At 35.5% G+C, this 21,008-nt stretch carries 18 protein-coding genes; 4 read left to right on the top strand and 14 right to left on the bottom strand.

Annotation, left to right across the window (positions count from 1 at the left end):
- Nucleotides 1–276 precede the first annotated feature (276 nt).
- From DSM03_RS07125 to DSM03_RS07140, 4 genes are all read right to left on the bottom strand, one after another.
- Nucleotides 277–2,100, bottom strand: a complete 1,824-nt coding sequence (locus DSM03_RS07125) for an ABC transporter ATP-binding protein (protein WP_128761118.1) — start codon at nt 2,098–2,100, stop codon at nt 277–279.
- Nucleotides 2,101–2,259: 159 nt separating this feature from the next.
- Nucleotides 2,260–3,978, bottom strand: coding sequence for a phospho-sugar mutase (locus DSM03_RS07130; protein WP_128761117.1), 1,719 nt, complete (start codon nt 3,976–3,978; stop codon nt 2,260–2,262).
- A gap of 75 nt (nt 3,979–4,053) precedes the next feature.
- Nucleotides 4,054–5,001 carry a glycosyltransferase family 2 protein gene (locus tag DSM03_RS07135; RefSeq protein ID WP_128761116.1) on the bottom strand — a complete coding sequence of 316 codons (948 nt, stop codon included), beginning with the start codon at nt 4,999–5,001 and terminating at the stop codon, nt 4,054–4,056.
- A 7-nt stretch (nt 5,002–5,008) separates the two neighbouring features.
- Nucleotides 5,009–5,542 (bottom strand): DUF4199 domain-containing protein, encoded by a 534-nt coding sequence (locus DSM03_RS07140; protein ID WP_128761115.1) that lies wholly within the window; start codon nt 5,540–5,542, stop codon nt 5,009–5,011.
- Nucleotides 5,543–5,711: 169 nt separating this feature from the next.
- Here DSM03_RS07140 and DSM03_RS07145 point away from each other — a divergent pair, with 169 nt between their 5' ends.
- Complete coding sequence (locus DSM03_RS07145; RefSeq protein WP_073100460.1) at nt 5,712–5,963, top strand: type B 50S ribosomal protein L31; 252 nt, start codon at nt 5,712–5,714, stop codon at nt 5,961–5,963.
- Nucleotides 5,964–6,036: 73 nt separating this feature from the next.
- On the opposite strand, the gene DSM03_RS07150 is transcribed toward DSM03_RS07145, so the two are convergent.
- The 10 genes from DSM03_RS07150 to DSM03_RS07195 all read right to left on the bottom strand — a co-directional run bounded on the left by DSM03_RS07150 (nt 6,037) and on the right by DSM03_RS07195 (nt 18,302).
- Nucleotides 6,037–6,258, bottom strand: a complete 222-nt coding sequence (locus tag DSM03_RS07150) for a DUF6095 family protein (protein ID WP_128761114.1) — start codon at nt 6,256–6,258, stop codon at nt 6,037–6,039.
- Nucleotides 6,248–7,066 carry an N-acetylmuramic acid 6-phosphate etherase gene (gene murQ / locus DSM03_RS07155; protein WP_128761113.1) on the bottom strand — a complete coding sequence of 273 codons (819 nt, stop codon included), beginning with the start codon at nt 7,064–7,066 and terminating at the stop codon, nt 6,248–6,250. Before murQ ends, DSM03_RS07150 begins: the two co-directional genes overlap by 11 nt.
- Nucleotides 7,067–7,170: 104 nt before the next feature.
- Complete coding sequence (locus DSM03_RS07160) at nt 7,171–7,980, bottom strand: DUF4249 family protein (protein WP_128761112.1); 810 nt, start codon at nt 7,978–7,980, stop codon at nt 7,171–7,173.
- Nucleotides 7,980–10,352, bottom strand: a complete 2,373-nt coding sequence (locus DSM03_RS07165; protein ID WP_128763082.1) for a TonB-dependent receptor — start codon at nt 10,350–10,352, stop codon at nt 7,980–7,982. Before DSM03_RS07165 ends, DSM03_RS07160 begins: the two co-directional genes overlap by 1 nt.
- Before the next feature lie 107 nt (nt 10,353–10,459).
- Nucleotides 10,460–12,685 carry an NADP-dependent isocitrate dehydrogenase gene (locus DSM03_RS07170; RefSeq protein ID WP_128761110.1) on the bottom strand — a complete coding sequence of 742 codons (2,226 nt, stop codon included), beginning with the start codon at nt 12,683–12,685 and terminating at the stop codon, nt 10,460–10,462.
- A gap of 619 nt (nt 12,686–13,304) precedes the next feature.
- Nucleotides 13,305–13,655 carry a 50S ribosomal protein L19 gene (gene rplS, locus DSM03_RS07175; RefSeq protein ID WP_128761109.1) on the bottom strand — a complete coding sequence of 117 codons (351 nt, stop codon included), beginning with the start codon at nt 13,653–13,655 and terminating at the stop codon, nt 13,305–13,307.
- A gap of 135 nt (nt 13,656–13,790) precedes the next feature.
- The gene (trmD, locus tag DSM03_RS07180; protein ID WP_128761108.1) at nt 13,791–14,468 is read right to left on the bottom strand and encodes a tRNA (guanosine(37)-N1)-methyltransferase TrmD; all 678 of its coding nucleotides are present in this window, start codon (nt 14,466–14,468) and stop codon (nt 13,791–13,793) included.
- Nucleotides 14,469–14,545: 77 nt separating this feature from the next.
- On the bottom strand, nt 14,546–15,154 hold the full coding sequence (locus DSM03_RS07185; RefSeq protein ID WP_128761107.1) for a coiled-coil domain-containing protein: 609 nt from the start codon (nt 15,152–15,154) through the stop codon (nt 14,546–14,548).
- A gap of 180 nt (nt 15,155–15,334) precedes the next feature.
- Entirely contained in the window at nt 15,335–16,783 is a 1,449-nt protein-coding gene (locus DSM03_RS07190; RefSeq protein ID WP_128761106.1) for a glyceraldehyde-3-phosphate dehydrogenase, read from the bottom strand.
- 121 nt (nt 16,784–16,904) lie between these two features.
- On the bottom strand, nt 16,905–18,302 hold the full coding sequence (locus tag DSM03_RS07195) for a Do family serine endopeptidase (RefSeq protein WP_128761105.1): 1,398 nt from the start codon (nt 18,300–18,302) through the stop codon (nt 16,905–16,907).
- Between the two features lie 135 nt (nt 18,303–18,437).
- Between DSM03_RS07195 and dapF the strand changes: the two genes are divergently transcribed.
- From dapF to mltG, 3 genes are read left to right on the top strand one after another with little or no spacing between them, the layout of a single operon-like run.
- Nucleotides 18,438–19,217 (top strand): diaminopimelate epimerase, encoded by a 780-nt coding sequence (dapF, locus tag DSM03_RS07200; RefSeq protein ID WP_128761104.1) that lies wholly within the window; start codon nt 18,438–18,440, stop codon nt 19,215–19,217.
- On the top strand, nt 19,205–19,747 hold the full coding sequence (locus tag DSM03_RS07205) for a GNAT family N-acetyltransferase (RefSeq protein WP_128761103.1): 543 nt from the start codon (nt 19,205–19,207) through the stop codon (nt 19,745–19,747). The genes dapF and DSM03_RS07205 overlap by 13 nt, the downstream gene beginning before the upstream one ends.
- Nucleotides 19,737–20,780 (top strand): endolytic transglycosylase MltG, encoded by a 1,044-nt coding sequence (mltG, locus tag DSM03_RS07210; protein WP_128761102.1) that lies wholly within the window; start codon nt 19,737–19,739, stop codon nt 20,778–20,780. Before DSM03_RS07205 ends, mltG begins: the two co-directional genes overlap by 11 nt.
- The last annotated feature ends 228 nt before the right edge of the window (nt 20,781–21,008 follow it).

Raw genomic sequence — 21,008 nt, forward strand, 5'->3', positions numbered from 1 at the left:
AGTAGTTGATTGTTAATTAAGTTGTTGTAAATAATAAAACGAAAAGTCCTTTTTTGCCCCAAGTATTAAAGTTGCTTTAAGATCTTTAAGTTTTCACCCGACTAAAGAAATTCTACAACAATAAAAAATCCACATCGAAAGATGTGGATTTTTTATTGATACCGCTTAAAGTTTTAATACCCCGAGGCTTGCCGCGAAATTGAACGTTTGTTTCTAACGAATGCCTTGTGGGTTTGCCCGAAGTAGTTTACTTAATCAATAATTAAAGTTCTGTTTTTATTCAAAAGACTGCATGTCTACTAATTTCTTGTAGGTTCCGTTAAGCGCAAGTAGTTCTTGATGTTTTCCTTGTTCTACAATCTTTCCGCGTTGCATAACAATAATCTGATCTGCATTTTGTATGGTTGATAAACGGTGTGCAATTACAATAGAAGTACGATTAATCATCATATTCTCTAAAGCTTTTTGTACCAGTCTTTCACTTTCGGTATCTAGCGCAGAAGTAGCTTCATCCAGGATCATTATCGGTGGATTTTTAAGCACGGCTCTGGCAATAGATAAGCGCTGTTTTTGTCCGCCACTTAATTTGTTACCGCTATCGCCAATATTAGTATCCAGCTTTAATGGAAGTTCATTTACAAATTCCCAAGCATTAGCAATCTTAAGAGCATCGATAACTTCCTCATCACTAGCTTCCGGTTTACCTAAAAGTATATTGTTTCTTACGGTGTCATTAAATAAAATAGAATCTTGTGTTACAAGACCCATTTGTGCACGCACAGACTCTTTTGAGAGTTCTTTTATATCAATGCCGTCTAATTTTATAGAGCCTTCACTTACATCGTAAAAACGCGTTACCAAATTTGCAATTGTACTTTTACCACTGCCACTTTGGCCAACCAGAGCCACCGTCTGGCCTTTAGAAACAACCGTGTTAAAGTCTGTTAAGACATATTCATCCGCATATTTAAAGGAAACATTTTCAATACGAACAGCATCATTAAATTCCTGAGCTTTTTGAGCATTAGGTAGATCCTCAATTGTAGTTTCGGTATTTAATACAGAAAGTATACGTTCTGCAGCAGCATTACCTTTCTTAACGCTATACGACGCTTTACTGATTTGTTTTGCTGGAGTAAGAATCTGATAAGAAAGACCTAAAAATGCTATGAACTGAGAAGCCTCCAGAGATCCTTCAACAAGTACCATTTGACCACCATACCAAAGAATCACTACGATTACAAAAATCCCTAAGAATTCACTGGTAGGTGAAGCTAAATTCTGGCGGTTAACCAAACTATTAAGGATGGAATTTAATCGAGATGTACTGTCTCTGAATTTCTTTCTAAATTGATTTTCCCCATTAAAACCTTTGATAATCTTCAGGCTTGAGAGTGTTTCTTCCACTATAGAAAGAAAAGCCCCATTTTCTTCCTGAGCCTGATTAGATTGCTTTTTAAGAGACTTACCGATTCGTGAAATAATCATTCCGGAGATTGGCAAGAATATAAAAACAAATAGAGTGAGTTTTGGACTAATAACCAGCATCGTAAGAATCGTGAAAATGATGGTTAAAGGTTCTCGTACAACCATTTCTAAAATAGATAGGAAAGAACGCTCAACTTCGTTGACATCAGCGGTTATGCGTGATATAGTATCTCCTTTTCTTTTTTCAGAAAAGTAAGCAATGGGAAGTTCTAAAAGTTTGTCATAAATAGCATCGCGTACATCTTGCATAACACCATTTCGTAAAAAGGTAATGAAGAATGTAGCCAAATAACCAAAAATATTTTTTAAGAAAAATAATACTACTACGATACCACAAACAAGAACCAAGGCAGAGAGCTCATTATCTGCAACACGCTCACTCACTTGATAATAAAAAGAGTTGAAAGCATATTCTTTAATACTACCCCAACCTTCCCATACCGGAAGTTCTGTCACTCGCTTTTCTTTATCAAACAGAATATCAATGACAGGAATCAATGCCAAAAAGCTTAGCGTACTGAAAATAGCATACAGAATATTACAGACAATATTGAGTACCGCATATTTTTTATACGGCTTTGCAAATTGTAAAATTTGTTTAAAATAATTCATATTAAAATAAACCCTGAAAAGGGGGTGTTTAAAAAGTTCGCCTCAATAATTCTAGGATTAGAAATATTGAGGCGAATTTAATTCAATTCTTCTGGAATCAACTTTTCTTATTGATAAGATTCCTTCAGAGCTGTATTTAACAAGTTTAAATTTTGAATATCAAATACCTAATTCTTTTAAAACTCCTGCAATTTTTGCATCTAATTTTTCTTCAACTTTGCTTAAGTCATCCAAGCTCTCTGCATTATCGTTAACGCTGATATAGAATTTTATTTTTGGTTCGGTACCACTTGGTCTAGCTGCGATACGAGACCCTTGATCTGTATGATAGATAAGTACGTTAGCTTTTGGGATGTCAATATCTGTAGATTCTCCGGTAGAAACCTTCAGAGATTTTGATGAAGCATAATCATCAATTTTTACAATTTTTTCCCCATTAATAGTAGTTAGGGGATTTTCACGAAGGTTAATCATAGTTTGCTTAATTTCTTCAGCACCTGAAATTCCTTTTTTAACCAATGAGGTAAGGTCTTCTTTAAAGAAACCGTGTTTTACGTATAAATCCTGTAATTTTTTAAAGAATGAAGATCCTTCACTTTTCGCTTTGGTAACAATCTCACAAGCGAGAAGGGTAGCAGTAACCGCATCTTTATCACGTACAAAATCACCTACCATAAAACCGAAACTTTCTTCCCCACCGCCTATAAATTGCTGACTAGGATAGTCTACAATCATTTTTGCAATCCATTTAAAACCTGTAAGACCTAATTTACATTCTACGTCATAAGACTTAGCAAGCGTTTCCATCATTGGAGTAGAAACGATTGTGGAGCCTATAAATTCATTTCCTTTAGCCTCATTGTTTGCAAAATAGTTTTCTAGTAAAAAATCGGTCATAACAACCATCGTCTGGTTTCCGTTTAGAAGCACCAATTTCCCTGAATTATCACGCACAGCAATACCCAGACGATCACAGTCAGGATCTGTACCTACAACTATATCTGCACCTTTTTCTTCAGCAAGATCTAAAGCCATTTTTAAAGCTTCTGGTTCTTCTGGATTAGGTGACTTCACTGTCGGAAAATTTCCGTCAGGCTTGCGTTGCTCTTCGACTATTTGTACATTTTTATAACCGGCACCTTCTAAAACGTCAGGAATGATCGTAACAGAAGTCCCGTGAAGCGGTGTAAATACAATGGTCACATCATCGCGGTGCTTGTCTAATTCTGAGAAGCTTCCGTTTTCTAAAGAAGCTTTAATAAAAGCTTCATCTACATCTTTATCTATATATGTAATGTGTTCTTTTTTTGCATCAAAATTAACGGCGCTATAGTCCAGGCTTTCTATTTCTGCTACAATTTCAGAATCCTGTGGTGGAACCAATTGCCCGCCATCTTGCCAGTAGACTTTGTAGCCATTGTATTCTGGTGGGTTATGACTAGCTGTCAAGACAATACCGCAGTGACAATCTAAGTGCTTCACTGCAAAACTCAACTCTGGAGTGGGTCTAAGATCACTGAATAAATAAACTTTAATATCATTTGCAGAAAAAACATCTGCTACTACCTGAGCGAGTTCTTTACTGTTGTTGCGGCAATCATAAGCAATAGCAACTTTAGGCGTTTGGCCAGAAAAAGCCTCTTTTAGATAATTAGATAAACCTTGTGTGTTTTTACCCAATGTGTATTTATTGATACGGTTTGTACCTACACCCATAATCCCTCTCATACCACCGGTACCAAACTCTAGATTCTTGTAAAAACTTTCGGTAAGTTCTTCTGAGTCTTGCTCAATAAGTTTTTTTACTTCTTTTTGTGTAGTCTCGTCAAAGGTAGGAGATAGCCAAGCTTCTGCTTTAGCATTAATTTCTGGATTCATAGTTGTGAATAATAGCGTTAAAACTCAAAAATAAACATTTCGCTCAAAGTAAAGTCTTTAGAATAGACCTTTAGATTAAAATCCCTTTTTGTCTTTAATTAAGTAGCGTGGTCTTTCATTTTTAGAACGTTGCACGAGCTCACCAAGAAAACCAGCTATAAATAATTGCATACCAATGATCATACTGGTTAGCGCAATATAGAATTGAGGTCGTTGCGTGAGCAATCTTGCTGTAGGATTTATAAATAATTTGTCGATACCCAAATAGGCGGTTAGACCAAAACCTATTATAAACATAATGGCACCTAATGTCCCAAAAAGGTGCATTGGACGTTTAGCAAAGTGAGTAGTAAACCAAATTGTTAACAAGTCTAGAAAACCCTTTATAAAACGATCTGCACCAAATTTTGTTTGCCCATATTTACGGGCTTGATGTTGTACTGGTTTTTCAGTAATGTTAAAAAAGCCTGCATTTTTTGCTAAAAGAGGAATATACCTGTGCATATCGCCATAAACGTCTATGTTTTTAACAACATCAAGGCGGTATGCTTTTAAACCACAATTAAAATCGTGCAAGTGGAGTCCACTGGTTTTGCGGGCAGCGGCATTGAATAATTTAGACGGAAGGTTTTTGGTAAGAACGGAATCGTATCGCTTTTTCTTCCAACCTGAAACAATGTCGTAGCCCTCTTCGGTAATTATTTTGTATAACTCGGGGATCTCATCTGGACTGTCTTGCAGATCGGCATCCATTGTTATAACTACGTCACCTTCAACGGCAAGAAAACCGGCATTCAATGCCTGGCTTTTTCCGTAATTTCGATTGAAACAAATAGCTTTAACCTGGGGGTCTAAAGCCGTGAGTTTTTCAATAAGTTGCCAGGAGCCATCAGTGCTTCCATCATCAATAAAGAGAATCTCATACGAGAGATTTTCCTTTTGAAGCACACGAATTAGCCACTCGTATAATTCTTTAAGGGATTCTTTTTCGTTAAGTAGAGGTATAACTACCGATAATTGCATACGGTGACTATTCTTGATATGGGTTGGTTTTCTTCATAGCTAAACTAGCGATCAAAGATACTATGAACCCAAAAAATAACCCCATGATTAATTGAATACCTGCAAAAAAGCCAACATTCATAAATGGTTTAGACATATTAAGGCCTGCTTCAATTTGCTCAGTAGTCATTGACGGATTAGTTTCGATCGCTGTTTGTCTTTGAAATTCCATATAATTTTCAAAATAATTTGGTTCAATAACAGTAGCGAAAATAACAAAATACAATACTCCTATAACAGCAGAAATGGCAGCTATTCCTAAACCTATTTTAATTCCTTCAGAAAGTTTAAGATACCCTTGATTTTGTTTTTTAAATTCAATTATTCCATATACAATGACAGCAATTAATACTAAAAAGCCAAATAATTGAATAGACCAGTGTGGTTGATAAACATTACCCATAACGTATGAGAATACGCTTAGTAGAATTGAAACTGCAGCTAAAATAACTCCGTAGGTAATCATTATTTTTTTACTTGATGGTTGGCTGGTATTTTCCATTTTATCATTTTATGTTAAGCGGTCTATAAGTCAACAAAGATAGTAAAACGTTACATCGTTTTTTGTAAGTTTGAAAAGTCTAATAATTTATTTGAAAAATAATGTTGTCAGATTATTTTTTATTTCTAAATTTGCACCTCAAAATTGAGCAGATTTTAAAGCATTTACGATGAAAAAAGAGATACATCCAGAAAATTATAGAGTAGTAGCATTTAAAGACATGTCTAACGACGAGGTTTTTTTGACAAAATCTACTGCTAATACAAGAGAAACAATAGAAGTTGAAGGTGAGACTTACCCATTGGTAAAATTGGAGATCTCTAGAGCATCGCATCCATTCTATACCGGTAAATCTAAATTGGTAGATACAGCTGGTCGTATTGACAAGTTCAAAAATAAATACAAGAAATTCGCTAAATAAGCGTTATTTCAATTATATATTAAAAAAAGCCTTTGCATTTTGCAGAGGCTTTTTTTTTTCTAATATTTTTGTACTAGTCGTTAAATAATGCACTCATAATTTTTTTTAAACCTTTAAATGCAAAAAATATTGCCAAAGTACCAAAGGCAATGCCTAAAACCAAAACCGGAATATACAGTGGATGCTCTTTATTCTTAAAGGCTTGGTAGATTATTCCTGGGCCTGTAAACATAAATAATAAGGACATTGCCATCGTGCGTACACCTTTTGCTAAAGCTTCTTTGTTAGTTGCCATTTAAGTAAAATGTTATTGCAGCTCTTACAGAGCCATATTCTTTTAATAGCCGTTCAGCCTCAGAGTGATCAATCGGTATTTCTGCCTGGATCATTCTAATTCCGCGGTCTACAAGCTTATCATTACTGAGTTGCATGTCTACCATTTTGTTTCCTTTTACCTTACCCAACTGAATCATCGTGGTTGTTGAGATCATATTGAGAACCAATTTTTGAGCGGTTCCTGCTTTCATACGGCTGCTTCCTGTTACAAATTCGGGGCCTACAATTACTTCTATAGGATATTTTGCCGCTAATGAAATAGGGCATGAAGCATTACATGTGATGCTTCCGGTAGGTATATTATTTTCTGTACAGGTGTTCAGTGCATACAAAACATAAGGGGTAGTACCTGATGCAGCGATACCAATTACAAAATCATTTATATTGATATTAAATGCTTGTAGGTCTCTCCACCCTTGTGTGGTACTATCTTCAGCATTTTCTACAGCTTTTCTTATAGCAGTTTCACCACCGGCAATAAGTCCAATTACCAGCTCATGAGGAACACCAAAAGTAGGAGGGCATTCAGAGGCATCAACCACTCCGAGTCTGCCACTGGTACCTGCTCCTATATAAAATAGGCGACCTCCTTTTTTGAGTTGAATAACCACTTGCTCAACTAATTTTTCAATCTGAGGTAAAGCTTTCTCTACCGCTAGCGGTACGGTTTTATCTTCAGTATTTATATTGATGAGGAGTTGAGAAATACTCATATTCTCTAACTCGTTGTATTTTGAATCTTGTTCTGTAGTTTTTGTGAAACTCATAGTAGATTAACTTATTTATCGGTATGAATCTAAAAGTTCAATCAGGTAATTTGTTAGTGATTACCATATAAAATATTCCGATAGATTTCTATATGCAATTTAAGCTATTCAATAATTATAGACTCTGCATAGGTCTGGACGATTATAAAATATCCCAGAGGATAATTACTCTCGTCGGTTTCGTTTATAACATTTCCTCGTATCTCTGAAGGTGGCGCTGTAAAGGGATTACCCGTGGCTTGTCCAGATTGATTGATTATGATGCTCATATAATCAAAAAAAGGTTTGTTAATCCCCATTAGCTTAATATTAAGCGTGTCTTGCGGGTTTAAATCTTCATAGAAATAAGAGAAAGCAAAGTTTTGATTCTTATAAAAAGTATCTTCACTGGTTAAGTAATTGCCTAAATCCAGATCAAAAAGGTAAAAGTTATCCTTATTTTGAGCGTCAGTATAACTTATGACCACTTCGGTTTCATCCCCTGCAAATAGGCTACCATCACCTTGAGTAATAGAATTTATAGGTACTGCAGAAATAAACTTAGCGTCAGATCTGTAAACTTCGTCATTATAAAAAATGGTCAATCTTAAAGAATCTTGTTCTATAATATCACGCGGAATGGTTGTTGAATAAAATCCGTTTCCTTGTGAGTTCAGTCTAAAGGTATTCTCTTTATTATTTAAGTTGACAATCGCATCATCTACAGTAGGTACTGAGTCTGCAAAATAAGCAGTGGTAAGCGTTAATCGTAAGCGAGCCTCTGTTAAAAAGGTCTCTGTATCAGGGATCCTCATTAATGCATCTACAACCAGTCGTTCTTGAGTTTCGGGTAAATCAACGTCAATAGTTTCTTGGCAGGAGTTTAAAGTTATTGCTATAAAAAGTACTGCAAAAGTTGAAAAAAACTGTTTCATTAGAACTTAAAATTATAGGTTACTGAAGGAAGAATACCAAAGATTGAAGTCTTTACTGCTTCATTCTGTCTGGTGTCTTCATTGGTTCTAAAATTGATCGAAGCGGCATTCATTCGGTTATAGACGTTATAAATGCTAAACACCCATTCTCCTTTTAACTTTCGGTTTTTATTATTTGAAGGAGTTAAAGTTGCTGAGATATCCAGGCGATTGTAGGAGGGAAGTCGTTCTTGATTTCGCATCCCGTAGTTGGAAATAGATAAACCCTGAAACTGAGATTGGCTAACCGGATAGTTAGTAGGTTGTCCCGTCTGAAAAATAAAATTTGCGTTAAAGTTCCATTTTTTACTGAACTCATAATTCACATATGCACTGATGTCGTGTGTTTTATCGTAAGCTGAAGAATACCAGTTTCCGTTATTGATACCGATTTCTTCTGAGGTTCGGCCCGGGGTTTGTTGTTCGCTTCTCGATAAGGTATAAGCTAACCAGCCCGTTAGAACTCCGTCATTTTTACGAGCTAAGAACTCAAGACCATAAGCCCTTCCCTTACCGTTTAATACTTCACCTTCAATAGCATTATTTGCGATAAGCTGAGCGCCATTACGATAATCTAGTCTGTTTTTAATGTCTTTATAGAAAAATTCGGTTTCAACAGAATATGCACCGTCATTAATTTCTCTAAAATATCCGGCAGCATATTGGTCTAGCAACTGTGGTTTTAAGTAAGGTCCGCTAGGAGCATAAACGTCAAGCGGTGTAGGTGAGTTGGTATTTGAAATTAAATGTAAATATTGCGCCATTCTGTTGTAGCTGGCTTTTACAGAGCTTTTTTTGTTCAATACATACGACAGAGACGCACGCGGTTCAAAATTGGTAAAATTAGCTATTGTGCCGGTGTTCAATAAGGTGTCTGTTACTGGTGCAGGCTGGTAAATCTTTAAATCTGAATTAAAAATCAACGGATTATCATTTTCATATTGATTTAGAGCATCTTGTCCTAAACGGGTAAAATGACTGAGTCTAAAGCCATATCTTAACGTCAAATTATGACTAATATCTTGTTCTGCTTCGGCATAGACCGAAAACTCATTTGCAAATTTATGCGTGAGCTGAGATGCAATAATACCTGAATCTGGCCGGTTGGGTTTTATGGTTGCGGGATTGAAGCGGTAATAGATTTCATTAACTCCGTAACTCAACTTCAGGTTTGAATTGAGGTAATGTTGAAAGTCATATTTTAAATTAAAATTACGAATCCCGGAATCGTATTGAAAACCAACAAAGTCTAGTAACAAACCATAATAATAATCAGAATAAATAAGTGATAAATTAGAAAACAATTTATCGGTAAACAGGTGGTTCCATCTCAAATTTATTGTAGCATTTCCATAGGTGTTTACAAAGCTTTCGCTAACGCTGAATAGATCCCGACCAAAATATCCTGACAAATAAAAACTGTTATTATCGTTTAATTTATAGTTGAGCTTCGTATTGAGATCGTAGAAATAAGCTTTATTATCCAAGTCAAAAAGTGGAAGAAATAAATGTGCATATGATGCTCTTCCGCCAATTAAAAAAGCTGATTTATCTTTAACTATGGGACCTTCTAAGAGTAATCTGCTTGAAACAGCGCCGATCCCACCATTGGCGTGAAACTCCTTACTGTTTCCTTCTTTCTGGTAAATATCTAAAACTGAAGAAACCCTGCCGCCATAACGTGCAGGAATGCCTCCTTTATAAAGTTTTAAGTCTTTAATAGCATCCGGATTAAATACCGAAAAGAAACCGAACAGGTGTGAAGAGTTGAAAATGATCGCTTCATCAAGGAGTATAAGGTTTTGATCTACAGCCCCACCCCGTACATTAAAACCTGAAGCTCCTTCGCCGGCACTTGTAACTCCTGGAAGCAACAAAATAGATTTAATCACATCTGCTTCTCCAAGAACCACAGGAATCTGTTTTATAGTAGAAGCTGTAAGTGCGTTAACACTCATTTGCGGTTTACGAATACTGAGCTTCTCAATATTCTCTTCAATGATTACTTCATCTAGTGTTTCTGTTGACTCCTGTATGACTAGATTTAATTTCTTGTTCTGGTCCAGATTTATACTTCTTGTCACTGGCTCAAAACCTATAAAACTTATTTGAAGCGTGTAATTTCCTTTAGGTAAAGTAATGGAGTAGAAGCCATACTCGTTAGTGACCGTTCCCTTATTGAGATCTGGTATGAGTACATTTACACCTATTAGTGTTTCATTAGAAGCAGTGGCACTTACAACGCCGCTTATTGTGAAATTTTCCTGAGACCAGGCAGTTGAAATTGTAAATAGTAATAAAAGCGCGTAAAAGTTCTTAATCACGTTTTTCATCAAAAATAAGAGACTTAATGAATTAAAAGGGCTTTTTAAGAAAACATATAGAAATAAAAAAGGGTTTCTATATAGAAACCCTTTTTTGTGAAATAAGCATTATAGCTTTATGAATTTACAATTGCATTTAGTGTAGCACTAGGTCGCATTGCAGATTCAGACTTGTTTTCGTCTGGGAAATAATATCCGCCGAGATCAACAGGTGATCCTTGAGCATCTAATAATTCTTGTAAGATCTTTTCTTCATTGGTTTCTAATTCACTAGAAATTTCAGCGAAATGTACCTGCAATTCTTTGTCTTTATCCTGAGCAGCTAAAGCTTGTGCCCAATATAAAGCAAGGTAGAAATGACTACCGCGGTTATCCAATTCATTAACATTTCTGGAAGGTGATTTTTTATTATCTAAAAATTTGATTGTTGCTTCGTCAAGTGTTTCAGCTAAAACCAATGCTTTTAAATTGCCGTTTGTATTACCTTCGTGCTCCAGAGAAACAGCTAAGGCTAAAAATTCTCCAAGAGAATCCCAGCGTAAATGCCCTTCTTCTACAAATTGCTGAACATGTTTTGGCGCAGAACCACCAGCTCCGGTTTCAAAAAGCCCACCACCATTCATTAAAGGAACAATAGATAACATTTTTGCACTTGTTCCTACTTCAAGAATAGGGAAGAGGTCTGTGTTGTAGTCCCGTAAAACGTTTCCGGTTACAGAGATTGTGTCTTCTCCGGCTTTCATACGTTTTAAGCTAAAACGTGTAGCTTCTACAGGAGACATTATCTGAATGTCTAAACCTTCAGTATCGTGATCTTTAAGATATAAATTTACTTTTTTGATTAATTCAGCATCGTGAGCACGATCTTTGTCTAACCAGAAAATAGTAGGTAAGCTTGTTGCGCGAGCACGGTTAACGGCAAGTTTTACCCAGTCTTGTACTGGTTGATCCTTTGTCTGGCACATTCTCCAGATATCACCTTCTTCAACAGCATGCTCCATAAGAACAGTTCCTTCAGCGTCAATAACCTGAACTTTACCAGCAAGTGGAATTTCAAAGGTTTTATCATGAGAACCATATTCTTCTGCTTTTTGAGCCATAAGACCTACATTAGGAACAGTACCCATTGTAGTAGGATCAAAAGCCCCATTTTCTTTACAGAAATCTATAGTTTCCTGATAGATACCAGCATAACTACTATCTGGTATAACAGCTTTAGTGTCCTGAGATTTTCCATCAGCATTCCACATTTGTCCGCTGTTTCTGATCATTGCCGGCATCGAAGCGTCAATAATTACATCACTCGGTACGTGTAGGTTGGTGATTCCCTTATCAGAATTTACCATTGCAAGATCTGCACGGTTGTCTAAGGTGTCTAAAATTGCTTTTTCTACTTCAGCACGTTTACCTTCTGGCAACTTGTTTACATCATTTAGAAGATCTGCAAGACCATTTTTAGCATCAACACCAATTGCTTTTAAATCTTCGCCATATTTTTCAAATACGTCTTTAAAATAAACGCGAACAGCGTGACCAAAGATGATAGGATCAGAAACCTTCATCATTGTTGCTTTCATATGTATAGAAAACAAAACACCTTTAGCTTTTGCATCTTCTACTTGCTCACTTAAAAAGGTGAGAAGTGCATTTTTGCTCATTAAAGTAGCATCAATCACCTCTTCTTTCTTAAGAGCTAAATTTTCTTTCAATGTTGTTTTAGTACCTGACTCGTCAAGGTGTACAATAGAAATAGAAGTAGCTTGAGGTACTGTAACAGATTTTTCATTAGATCTAAAGTCTCCGGAAGCCATAGTTGCTACATGAGATTTACTTTCTTTAGACCATTCGCCCATACTGTGTGGGTTTTTCTTAGCATATTCTTTAACCGGTTTAGGTGCGCGTCTGTCTGAATTACCTTCTCTAAGAACAGGATTTACAGCACTACCTAAAACCCTAGCATAGCGTTGTTTTAATGTTTTTTCTTCATCAGTGTTAGCATTTTCAGGATAGTCAGGTACAGCAAAACCTTTAGACTGTAATTCTTTAATTACAGCAGTGAGTTGCGGTATTGAAGCACTAATGTTAGGCAATTTGATAATGTTAGCATCAGGACTTTTAGCTAAAGCTCCTAATTCTGCTAAAGCATCATTTACCTTTTGCTCATCATTTAAATAATCAGGAAAGTTGGCTAAAAGTCTTGCAGCAAGAGATATATCTTTAACTTCAAATTCAATACCTGCCGGTTTAGCAAATTTACTGATTATAGGAAGTAATGAATGTGTAGCTAAAGCAGGGGCTTCATCAGTCTTGGTGTAAGCTATTTTAGATGTTTTGGTTGACATATAATGTGTTCGTTTAATAATTTTTAAGCTATACCTGAATTTGCGAAATCGATTAACCTAAGCATATTTAAAAATTTTATTTTAAGAATAATTAGTGGTTTGCAAATATAGAATTTTATGGCAGATTTTAACAGCTAAATTCTTCTTAAAGCCCTAAGAATGCGGCAAACCGAAAGCGATTGGAAGAATTAGGTCTTTAATAAGGTTTATTTGCTGAAATAAAAAAGCTCTGTTAAGATATTTAAATATCTTAACAGAGCTTCTGATGTTTTGATTTTTTACCGGTGAACCCTTGAAGTTCCTAAGACAAGAATATTAGTACTTGTACCGTAGATCAATACATGGGGATTAGTTTAAGCTAATCCCGGTCCAATACCTTTATTTAAAATTACTGCTAAACAGTGATAACGATATTGGCAAAAAGAATGCATTTATAAAGTAGCACTCTTGAAACGTTTAGTGATACTAAGTTAATTAAAAAATTTAAAACGTTGTAGTTAAATTAAATATTTTATTAACTCCTTGTGAACCAGCGCTGTTAACAATTGTTAATTACTTATGGATTCAACTAAAAAAGCCCCTCAATGAGGAGCTTTTAAAATATATTCTTAAAGAAAGATTATTTTCTAATTTCTTTGATTCTTGCTTTCTTACCAGTAAGACCTCTGAAATAGTAAATACGAGATCTACGAACTTTACCTCTTTTGTTAATTTCAACTTTTTGAAGAGCTGGCATATTGATTGGGAAAATACGCTCAACACCTACTGTACCAGACATTTTTCTGATTGTAAATGTTTTAGTAACTCCTGTACCACGTACTTGGATAACAACTCCTCTAAAGAACTGTGTACGTACTTTTTCACCTTCACGAATTTCATAATACACAGTGATAGTATCACCTGCGCTAAATTCTGGGAATTCTTTTTTCTCTACAAATTCGTTTTGTACAAAACTGATTAAATCTTCCATTTTTAAGATTTTTTAAAATTGTATAAAAGCAACATACACGTACTTCGCCAGAGGTTGGTTCTATGAGGCTGCAAATTTACTATAAAAAATAAGTTAAGCAATTGAAAACTATAATTTTTTCAATCTTTATAAAAATTAGTCTTTTAAAAGATCTGGTCTACGCTTAAGTGTGTGTTTATAAGCTTGTTCCTCGCGCCAAGTTTCAATCTTAGGTGTGTTTCCAGATGTGAGTATTTCAGGAACTTTCCAACCTTTGTACTCAGCAGGTCTCGTATAAACGGGAGGAGCTAACATATCATCTTGAAAAGAATCTGTTAATGCGGAGGTTTCATTACCTAAAACTCCGGGAATTAATCTAATCACAGTATCACAAAGTATAAGAGCACCCAGTTCACCACCGCTAAGTACATAATCTCCTATTGAAATCTCTCGTGTGATAAATTGATCACGTACCCGCTGATCAACACCTTTGTAATGACCGCATAAGAGAATGATGTTTTTTTGTAATGAAATTTGATTAGCGATACCTTGATTCAATGTTTCACCATCTGGAGTCAAGTAAATAATCTCATCATAATCCCGTTCTGCTTTTAATTCACTAATGCATTTGTCAATAGGTTCAATCATCATAACCATACCCGCGCCCCCACCAAATTGATAATCATCAACTTGTTTATAGGCATTTGTGGTGTAATCTCTAAGATTATGAAAATGAACTTCTACAAGACCTTTTGCAATTGAGCGCTGCATAATAGAAGCTTCAAAAGGGCTTTTTAGAAGATCGGGTACTACGGTAATGATGTCTATGCGCATAAAGCACGCTATATAATTTGTTAAAACTAAAGAACTGAAGTCGCAATCTTTAACGTTAAAGCTTCGACCTTAAAAATTTATTTATTGTTATTTTTTACAGCCTTGTTACGCTCATCCTGAAGTAACCTACCCATTTTTTGCTCTTTTTCAAGAGCTTTCTTGCGATATTCTTCATACTCTGTTTCCACATCTGCAAGCTTTTTGCGAGCTTCTTGTGTATGGGCATTACTTCCTTTAAATCTAAAAATAAAAAAAATCAATGCCAGTGCGAGAACAGCTACAATTCCCCACATCATGCCCATATAACCACCTTTACTCATTGGTATTCCTAAGAAAAAAATAGAGTCTTTTTCTGCACGGGTGTTTTCAAGTGTATTTTCAGTTTCCTCTAAAGAATTGTTGAGTTCACTTACTTTTGCTTGCTGCGAATTGATTTGTTCTTGTAGAGTATTAATCTGTTCTTTTAATCCAGAAATACTATCTGCAGCATTACTCTTTAATTTCAGAAGAGAATTCTGTTTAACAACTTTATAATCCTGATAGTTATTAGAGTTTTCTAATAAATTTTCAAATTGTTGAGAAATGGTATTTACCTTAGGCTCGGTTGTTTGATTTTGATCATCTTGCGCATTGGCACCTGCAATGACAAATAGTAATAATATGAAGCTGGTCTTTATAGTATTCATTTAGGCTAGTCGTTTTTCTGTTTTTGGGAAAACGGAATGCATCCCATCTTAGTATATTAAAAGTGCAAAAATAATCAAATCATCTAGTTCTTACTCTTTATTCAGAATAAATAGATTGATTTTACAGAAACGTTTAGTTTGCTGAATATAAAACTCTTAAGAATAAGCGCAGACTTTTTTCTAATAATAAGTGAACCTTCTAACTTTTGCAATATATTTTGCAAGACGAATGACCTGATGGCTATAACCATATTCATTATCATACCAAACATATAAAACTACATTTTGAGAATCTGAAGAAATTAATGTTGCCTGGCTATCATATATTGATGGTGCAGATGACCCCACAATGTCACTGGAGACTAGTTCATTATTAATAGAATATTTTATTTGCTCTACTAGATCCCCCTCTAAAGCGTATTTTTTCAGTGTAGCATTAACGCTTTCGACGGTAGTTTTTTGTTTTAGTTTTAAATTTAAAATAGCTAGTGAACCATTAGGAACCGGGACTCGTATTGCATTAGAAGTCAATTTTCCCTCTAAATGAGGTAAAGCTTTAGCAACTGCTTTACCAGCACCGGTTTCGGTAATTACCATATTTAAAGCAGCAGCACGACCCCTTCTATATTTAGAATGCATATTATCTACTAAATTCTGGTCGTTTGTGTAGGCATGAATGGTTTCTAAATGACCCGTAGCAATGCCAAAACTTTCTTCAACGGCTTTTAAAACAGGAGTTATTGCATTTGTGGTGCATGATGCAGCTGAAAAAATTGAAACTTCATCTGGGTTAAACGCATTTTGATTTACACCATGAACGATATTAGGAATGCCTTTTCCCGGTGCTGTAAGTAGAACTTTTGAGGCACCTTTAGCAATTAAATGTCTGCTTAGTTGCTCTTTATCTCTAAAAGCCCCGGTATTGTCAATGATCAAAGCATCATCGATTCCGTAGGAGGTGTAATCTATATCTTCGGGAGCATTAGAGCTTATTATAGTAACGCTGGTCCCATTAATAATGAGCGCTTTCTTCTCTATATTAATATCTATAGTTCCCGGAAAGTCCCCGTGTATACTGTCGCTTTTTAGTAAAGAAGCTCTCTTTTTCAAAACAGACTCTGTAATCTCACCACGAACTACAATTGCTCTTAATCTTAATTGGTTTCCGCTTCCGGTTCGCGTCATAAGTTCGCGAGCTAGCAATCTGCCTATTCGCCCAAAACCATACAGAACCACATCTTTAGGAACAATAGTATTTGAAGCTTCGGCGTCTTTCAATTTATAATGGATAAATGCAGAAGCATCAGTATAATCGTTATTTTCTAAATGATACTCATACGTAAGTTTGCCAATATCTAATTTGGCAGGAGGGAAGTTTGCTTGTAAAATCGCTTTTGCAATCTCAACACTATCAAAAATCGAAATAGGTTTTTGTACAAAAGCACCTGCATAAGCATGCAGATTGAGTATTTCACTTACGTTTCTATCTATTAATTGATTTCGGAATAAAACCAGTTCAATATTTTTATCATACCAGAGGTCGCTTATAATTTTTATAAATTCAACAGTTGCTCTACGGCGGTCTGCCTGAAAGGATAATTCTTTCTCATATGTATTTGAAGTACTCATAGAGTATAAATTGGTTTAAATTTCGATAAAGATACTTAACTATATCGTTTTCGTAAACATAATTTTAAATAAAAAAACCCTTCATTATGAAGGGCTTTAAATTCAATTATCCAGAAGATTTCTATTGAAAAATAATTTGCTTTTTCTCACCGCCTTTACTTACAAAACTTAAGCTTACCGGCTCGTTAGGATTTTTAGTACTCATTATGCGTTTAATATCTTCCACAGAATTTACTGCTTCATCATCAACTTCTGTAATTATAATTCCTTTTAAGTTATAGCGTTTTAGTTTATCATTAGTTGCTTGTGCAATTACAACACCATTTTTTACGCCATATTCTTTAAGAAGCTTAGGTGAAGCTTCACGAACTTCTAATCCCGGTTTCTCAATTACATAAGATGAATATTTAAGTAAAGTAACTGGTACAGTTTTGCTTTCTCCATCTCTGCTATACGTAACTTGAACAACATCATTAGGACGTTTAGTACCTAAATATCCTGCTAGATCAGGGAATTTAGTGATCTTAATATTGTCAATGTTGGTAATTATATCTCCTTTTTGAAGTCCGGCTTTTTTTGCACCACTTTCAAATTCAACATTAGCTATATAAACACCTTCTACAGCGTCTATATCTAATTCGCTTGCAATACTAGGATTTAAGCTCGTACCGCTCACACCAAGAATTCCGCGTTGTACATCACCATACTCCATAATGTCTTCAACAATCTTACGGGCATTATTAGAAGGTACAGCAAAAGCATAACCAACATAGCTACCGGTTTGTGAAGTAATCGCAGTGTTAATACCAATTAATTCACCATTTATATTCACCAATGCACCGCCACTATTACCAGGGTTTATTGCCGCATCAGTTTGAATAAAAGATTGCGGATTAGAATCATACTCGCTGATATCTCTGGCTTTAGCTGAAATAATACCTGCAGTGACTGTACTTGTTAAGTTAAACGGGTTACCTACCGCTAATACCCATTCTCCGAGTTTTACACTATCAGAATCTCCAAAAGGAAGATATGGTAGTTCATTATCAGCATCAATTTTTATAAGCGCAATGTCTGCTTTAGGGTCAGTACCTATAACTTCTGCTTTATATGTGCGGTTATCGTTTAAAGAAACATCAAGTTCTGTAGCACCATCAATCACGTGATTATTCGTTACGATATAACCGTCTGGCGAAATGATCACACCACTACCGGCTCCTACGAGACCTTTGCGCATCTCACCACCACCGTAGAAAAACTCTTGTAAACTGCGGGGCTGTCGAGAGGTTTGTACATTTTTAACATGCACTACCGCATGTACAGTCCGGTCAGCCGCTTCGGTAAAGTCAGCATTAGTACTGCTAATTGGAGTTCCGTTATATTTTACCGGAGTATAAGATGAAGTTGCAGTTAGATTAGAAACTTCAGTTTGGGTTTCATTTTCTAGAAGCTTATATGCTCCCAGAGTAATACCACCACCCAAGATGGCAACAAACAGTAGGCTTGCAAATTTTTTCATAATACGTTTCTGTTTTTTAGTATAACATTATAAATACGAGTGACAGTATATCACGTTGCAGTATTTAACTTGGTCTTAACAAGGCGTAGAATTTTCGCTTTATGTATTTTTGCGAGGCTTTTAAAAAAACCAGAAATGTCAATACCTTTTTATAAATACCAAGGCACCGGCAACGATTTTGTAATGATCGATAACCGTCAGCTTATATTTTCCAAAAATGATACCAAACTCGTTAAAGCTATTTGTGACCGAAAATTTGGCATAGGAGCAGATGGCTTGATCTTGTTAGAGAATCACGCAACCTTAGATTTTACAATGGTATATTATAACGCAGATGGAAATCAAAGTTCAATGTGTGGTAATGGAGGTCGCTGTATTGTAGCTTTTGCAAAAGAGTTGGGAGTAATCACAGACAGAACTATATTTGAGGCTGTTGATGGTTTTCACGAAGCTTTTATAGAAGACGGTCTGGTGCATCTCAAAATGCAGGATGTTCCAGAAATTAAAGAGTTTGAAGATCATCTTTTTCTAGATACCGGTTCACCACATCACGTACAATGGGTTTCTGATATAGATGTTTTTGATGTTAAAAAGGAAGGTGCAGCCATACGTTATGGCTCACTTTATGGAAAAGCCGGAAGCAATATTAATTTTGTTGAGGCTATAGGTGAAGGTTACAGAATGCGAACCTATGAGCGAGGGGTAGAAGATGAGACATTAAGTTGTGGTACAGGAGCTACCGCTGTTGCTCTTGCTATTCATAAACAGAAAAAGGTTTCTAAAAACAGTATTCCTTTGCAGGTTGAAGGTGGTCAACTTCAAGTAACATTTGAACCGCAGCAGAGAGGTGGATATAAAAATATATTTTTAATCGGCCCTGCAGAAAAAGTTTTTGAAGGCGTATGGAAAGTTTAACCTTAAAAGGACAACTCGTATATTTAAGAGCGTTAGAGCCCGAAGATCTCGATCTGGTTTTCAAAATTGAAAACGACGAGGATCTCTGGGAGCTAACTACAACGCTTACTCCTTTTTCAAAATTTTTACTTAAACAATACATTAAAAACTCGCACAAGGACATTTATGAAGCTAAACAATTGCGTTTGGTTATTTGTAGAGCTAGTGATGATGAGGCTTTAGGGATGATAGATCTATTTGATTTTGATCCCAGAAACCAGCGTGCCGGTTTAGGCATTTTGATTTTTAGCACATCAGATCGAGGAAAAGGTTATGGTGCAGAAGCATTAGATTTAATAACGCGTTATAGTTTTAAGCATTTAAATGTGCATCAACTTTATGCTAATATTTTAGAGGAAAATAAGCCGAGCATCAAGCTTTTTGAAAAACAAGGTTTTGAAGCTGTAGGATTAAAGAAAGAATGGACTCTCATAGGGGGAACTTTTAAAAACGAATATTTATATCAATTAATACATAAAAATGTACATTAAAAAAATAATTGCGGCTACCGCTTTAATAGGCTTGGTCGTAGCTGGGATTTTTGCATATACCATTTATGGTAAATTTTTATCTCCTAATACATCATTTAATAATGATGAAGCTCATGTTTATATACCTTCAGATGCGACATATCAAGATGTTAAAGCAGAGTTAGCTCCTTTATTAAAAGATGAAGAATCATTTGATCAGGTTGCAGAGCGAAAAGGTTACATAAGCAATATCAAAGCTGGTCATTTCATTATAAAAAAGGGAAGTAGTAATAATGATATTGTAAATTCTATTCGCAGCGGAAACATTCCTATTAAGATTTCATTTAACAATCAGGAGCGTTTAGAGGATTTAGCTGGCAGAATAGGTCAACAGCTTGAGGCTGATAGCACAGAATTGATTTCGGCTTTTAAAGATGCTGAATTTTTAAAGAATAATGGGTTTGAAGAAGCTACAGCACTAAGTATGTATTTGCCCAATACCTATGAGTTTTACTGGAATACTGATGCAGAATCCTACAGGAACAGAATGCTTGCCGAATACAAGCGCTTCTGGACTGAAGAACGAAAGGCTAAAGCCAAAGAACAAGGTTTAACACCTAATGAAGTTTATGCTTTAGCTTCTATTGTTCAAAAAGAAACTGCAAAAGCAGATGAGCGTCCTCGAGTTGCAGGTGTTTATCTCAACCGCTTACATAATGGCTGGAAGCTAGACGCAGACCCAACAGTAATTTATGCTGTAAAAAAAGAAGCTAATGATTTTGACCGCGTTATTAAGCGTGTTCTTTATAAAGATCTGGAAACAGATTCTCCTTATAATACTTATACGTATGGAGGTTTACCTCCAGGGCCAATCTTTATGCCCGATCTTTCAGCTATTAATGCTGTGTTAAATCCTGAATCCCACCAATACTATTTCTTCGTTGCAGACGTTTCTAATCCTGGCTATCATCTTTTCGCAAAGACTATGGCTCAGCACAATGCAAATAGGAAGCAGTATATTAACTGGATAAATAAACAAGGAATTAATCGTTAAGCCAATAAATGTTAAATGTTTGTCTTTTCCTCAGTCGGAGGTTAGATAAATGTTAAAATATCTAAGAAAAAGAGTCATATCACATAAAATACAACACATTTTTACGAAAACACTGACTTTAATAAAAGCTTAACCAATTCATTGTCAATCGCTTATATTCTATTTGTATATTTACGCAGTAATATAGACGGGTAATTTAGTAGCGTTCATCAACCGGTCTGAAATTTA

The organism is Leeuwenhoekiella aestuarii (assembly GCF_004104055.1).
Taxonomy (GTDB): domain Bacteria; phylum Bacteroidota; class Bacteroidia; order Flavobacteriales; family Flavobacteriaceae; genus Leeuwenhoekiella; species Leeuwenhoekiella aestuarii.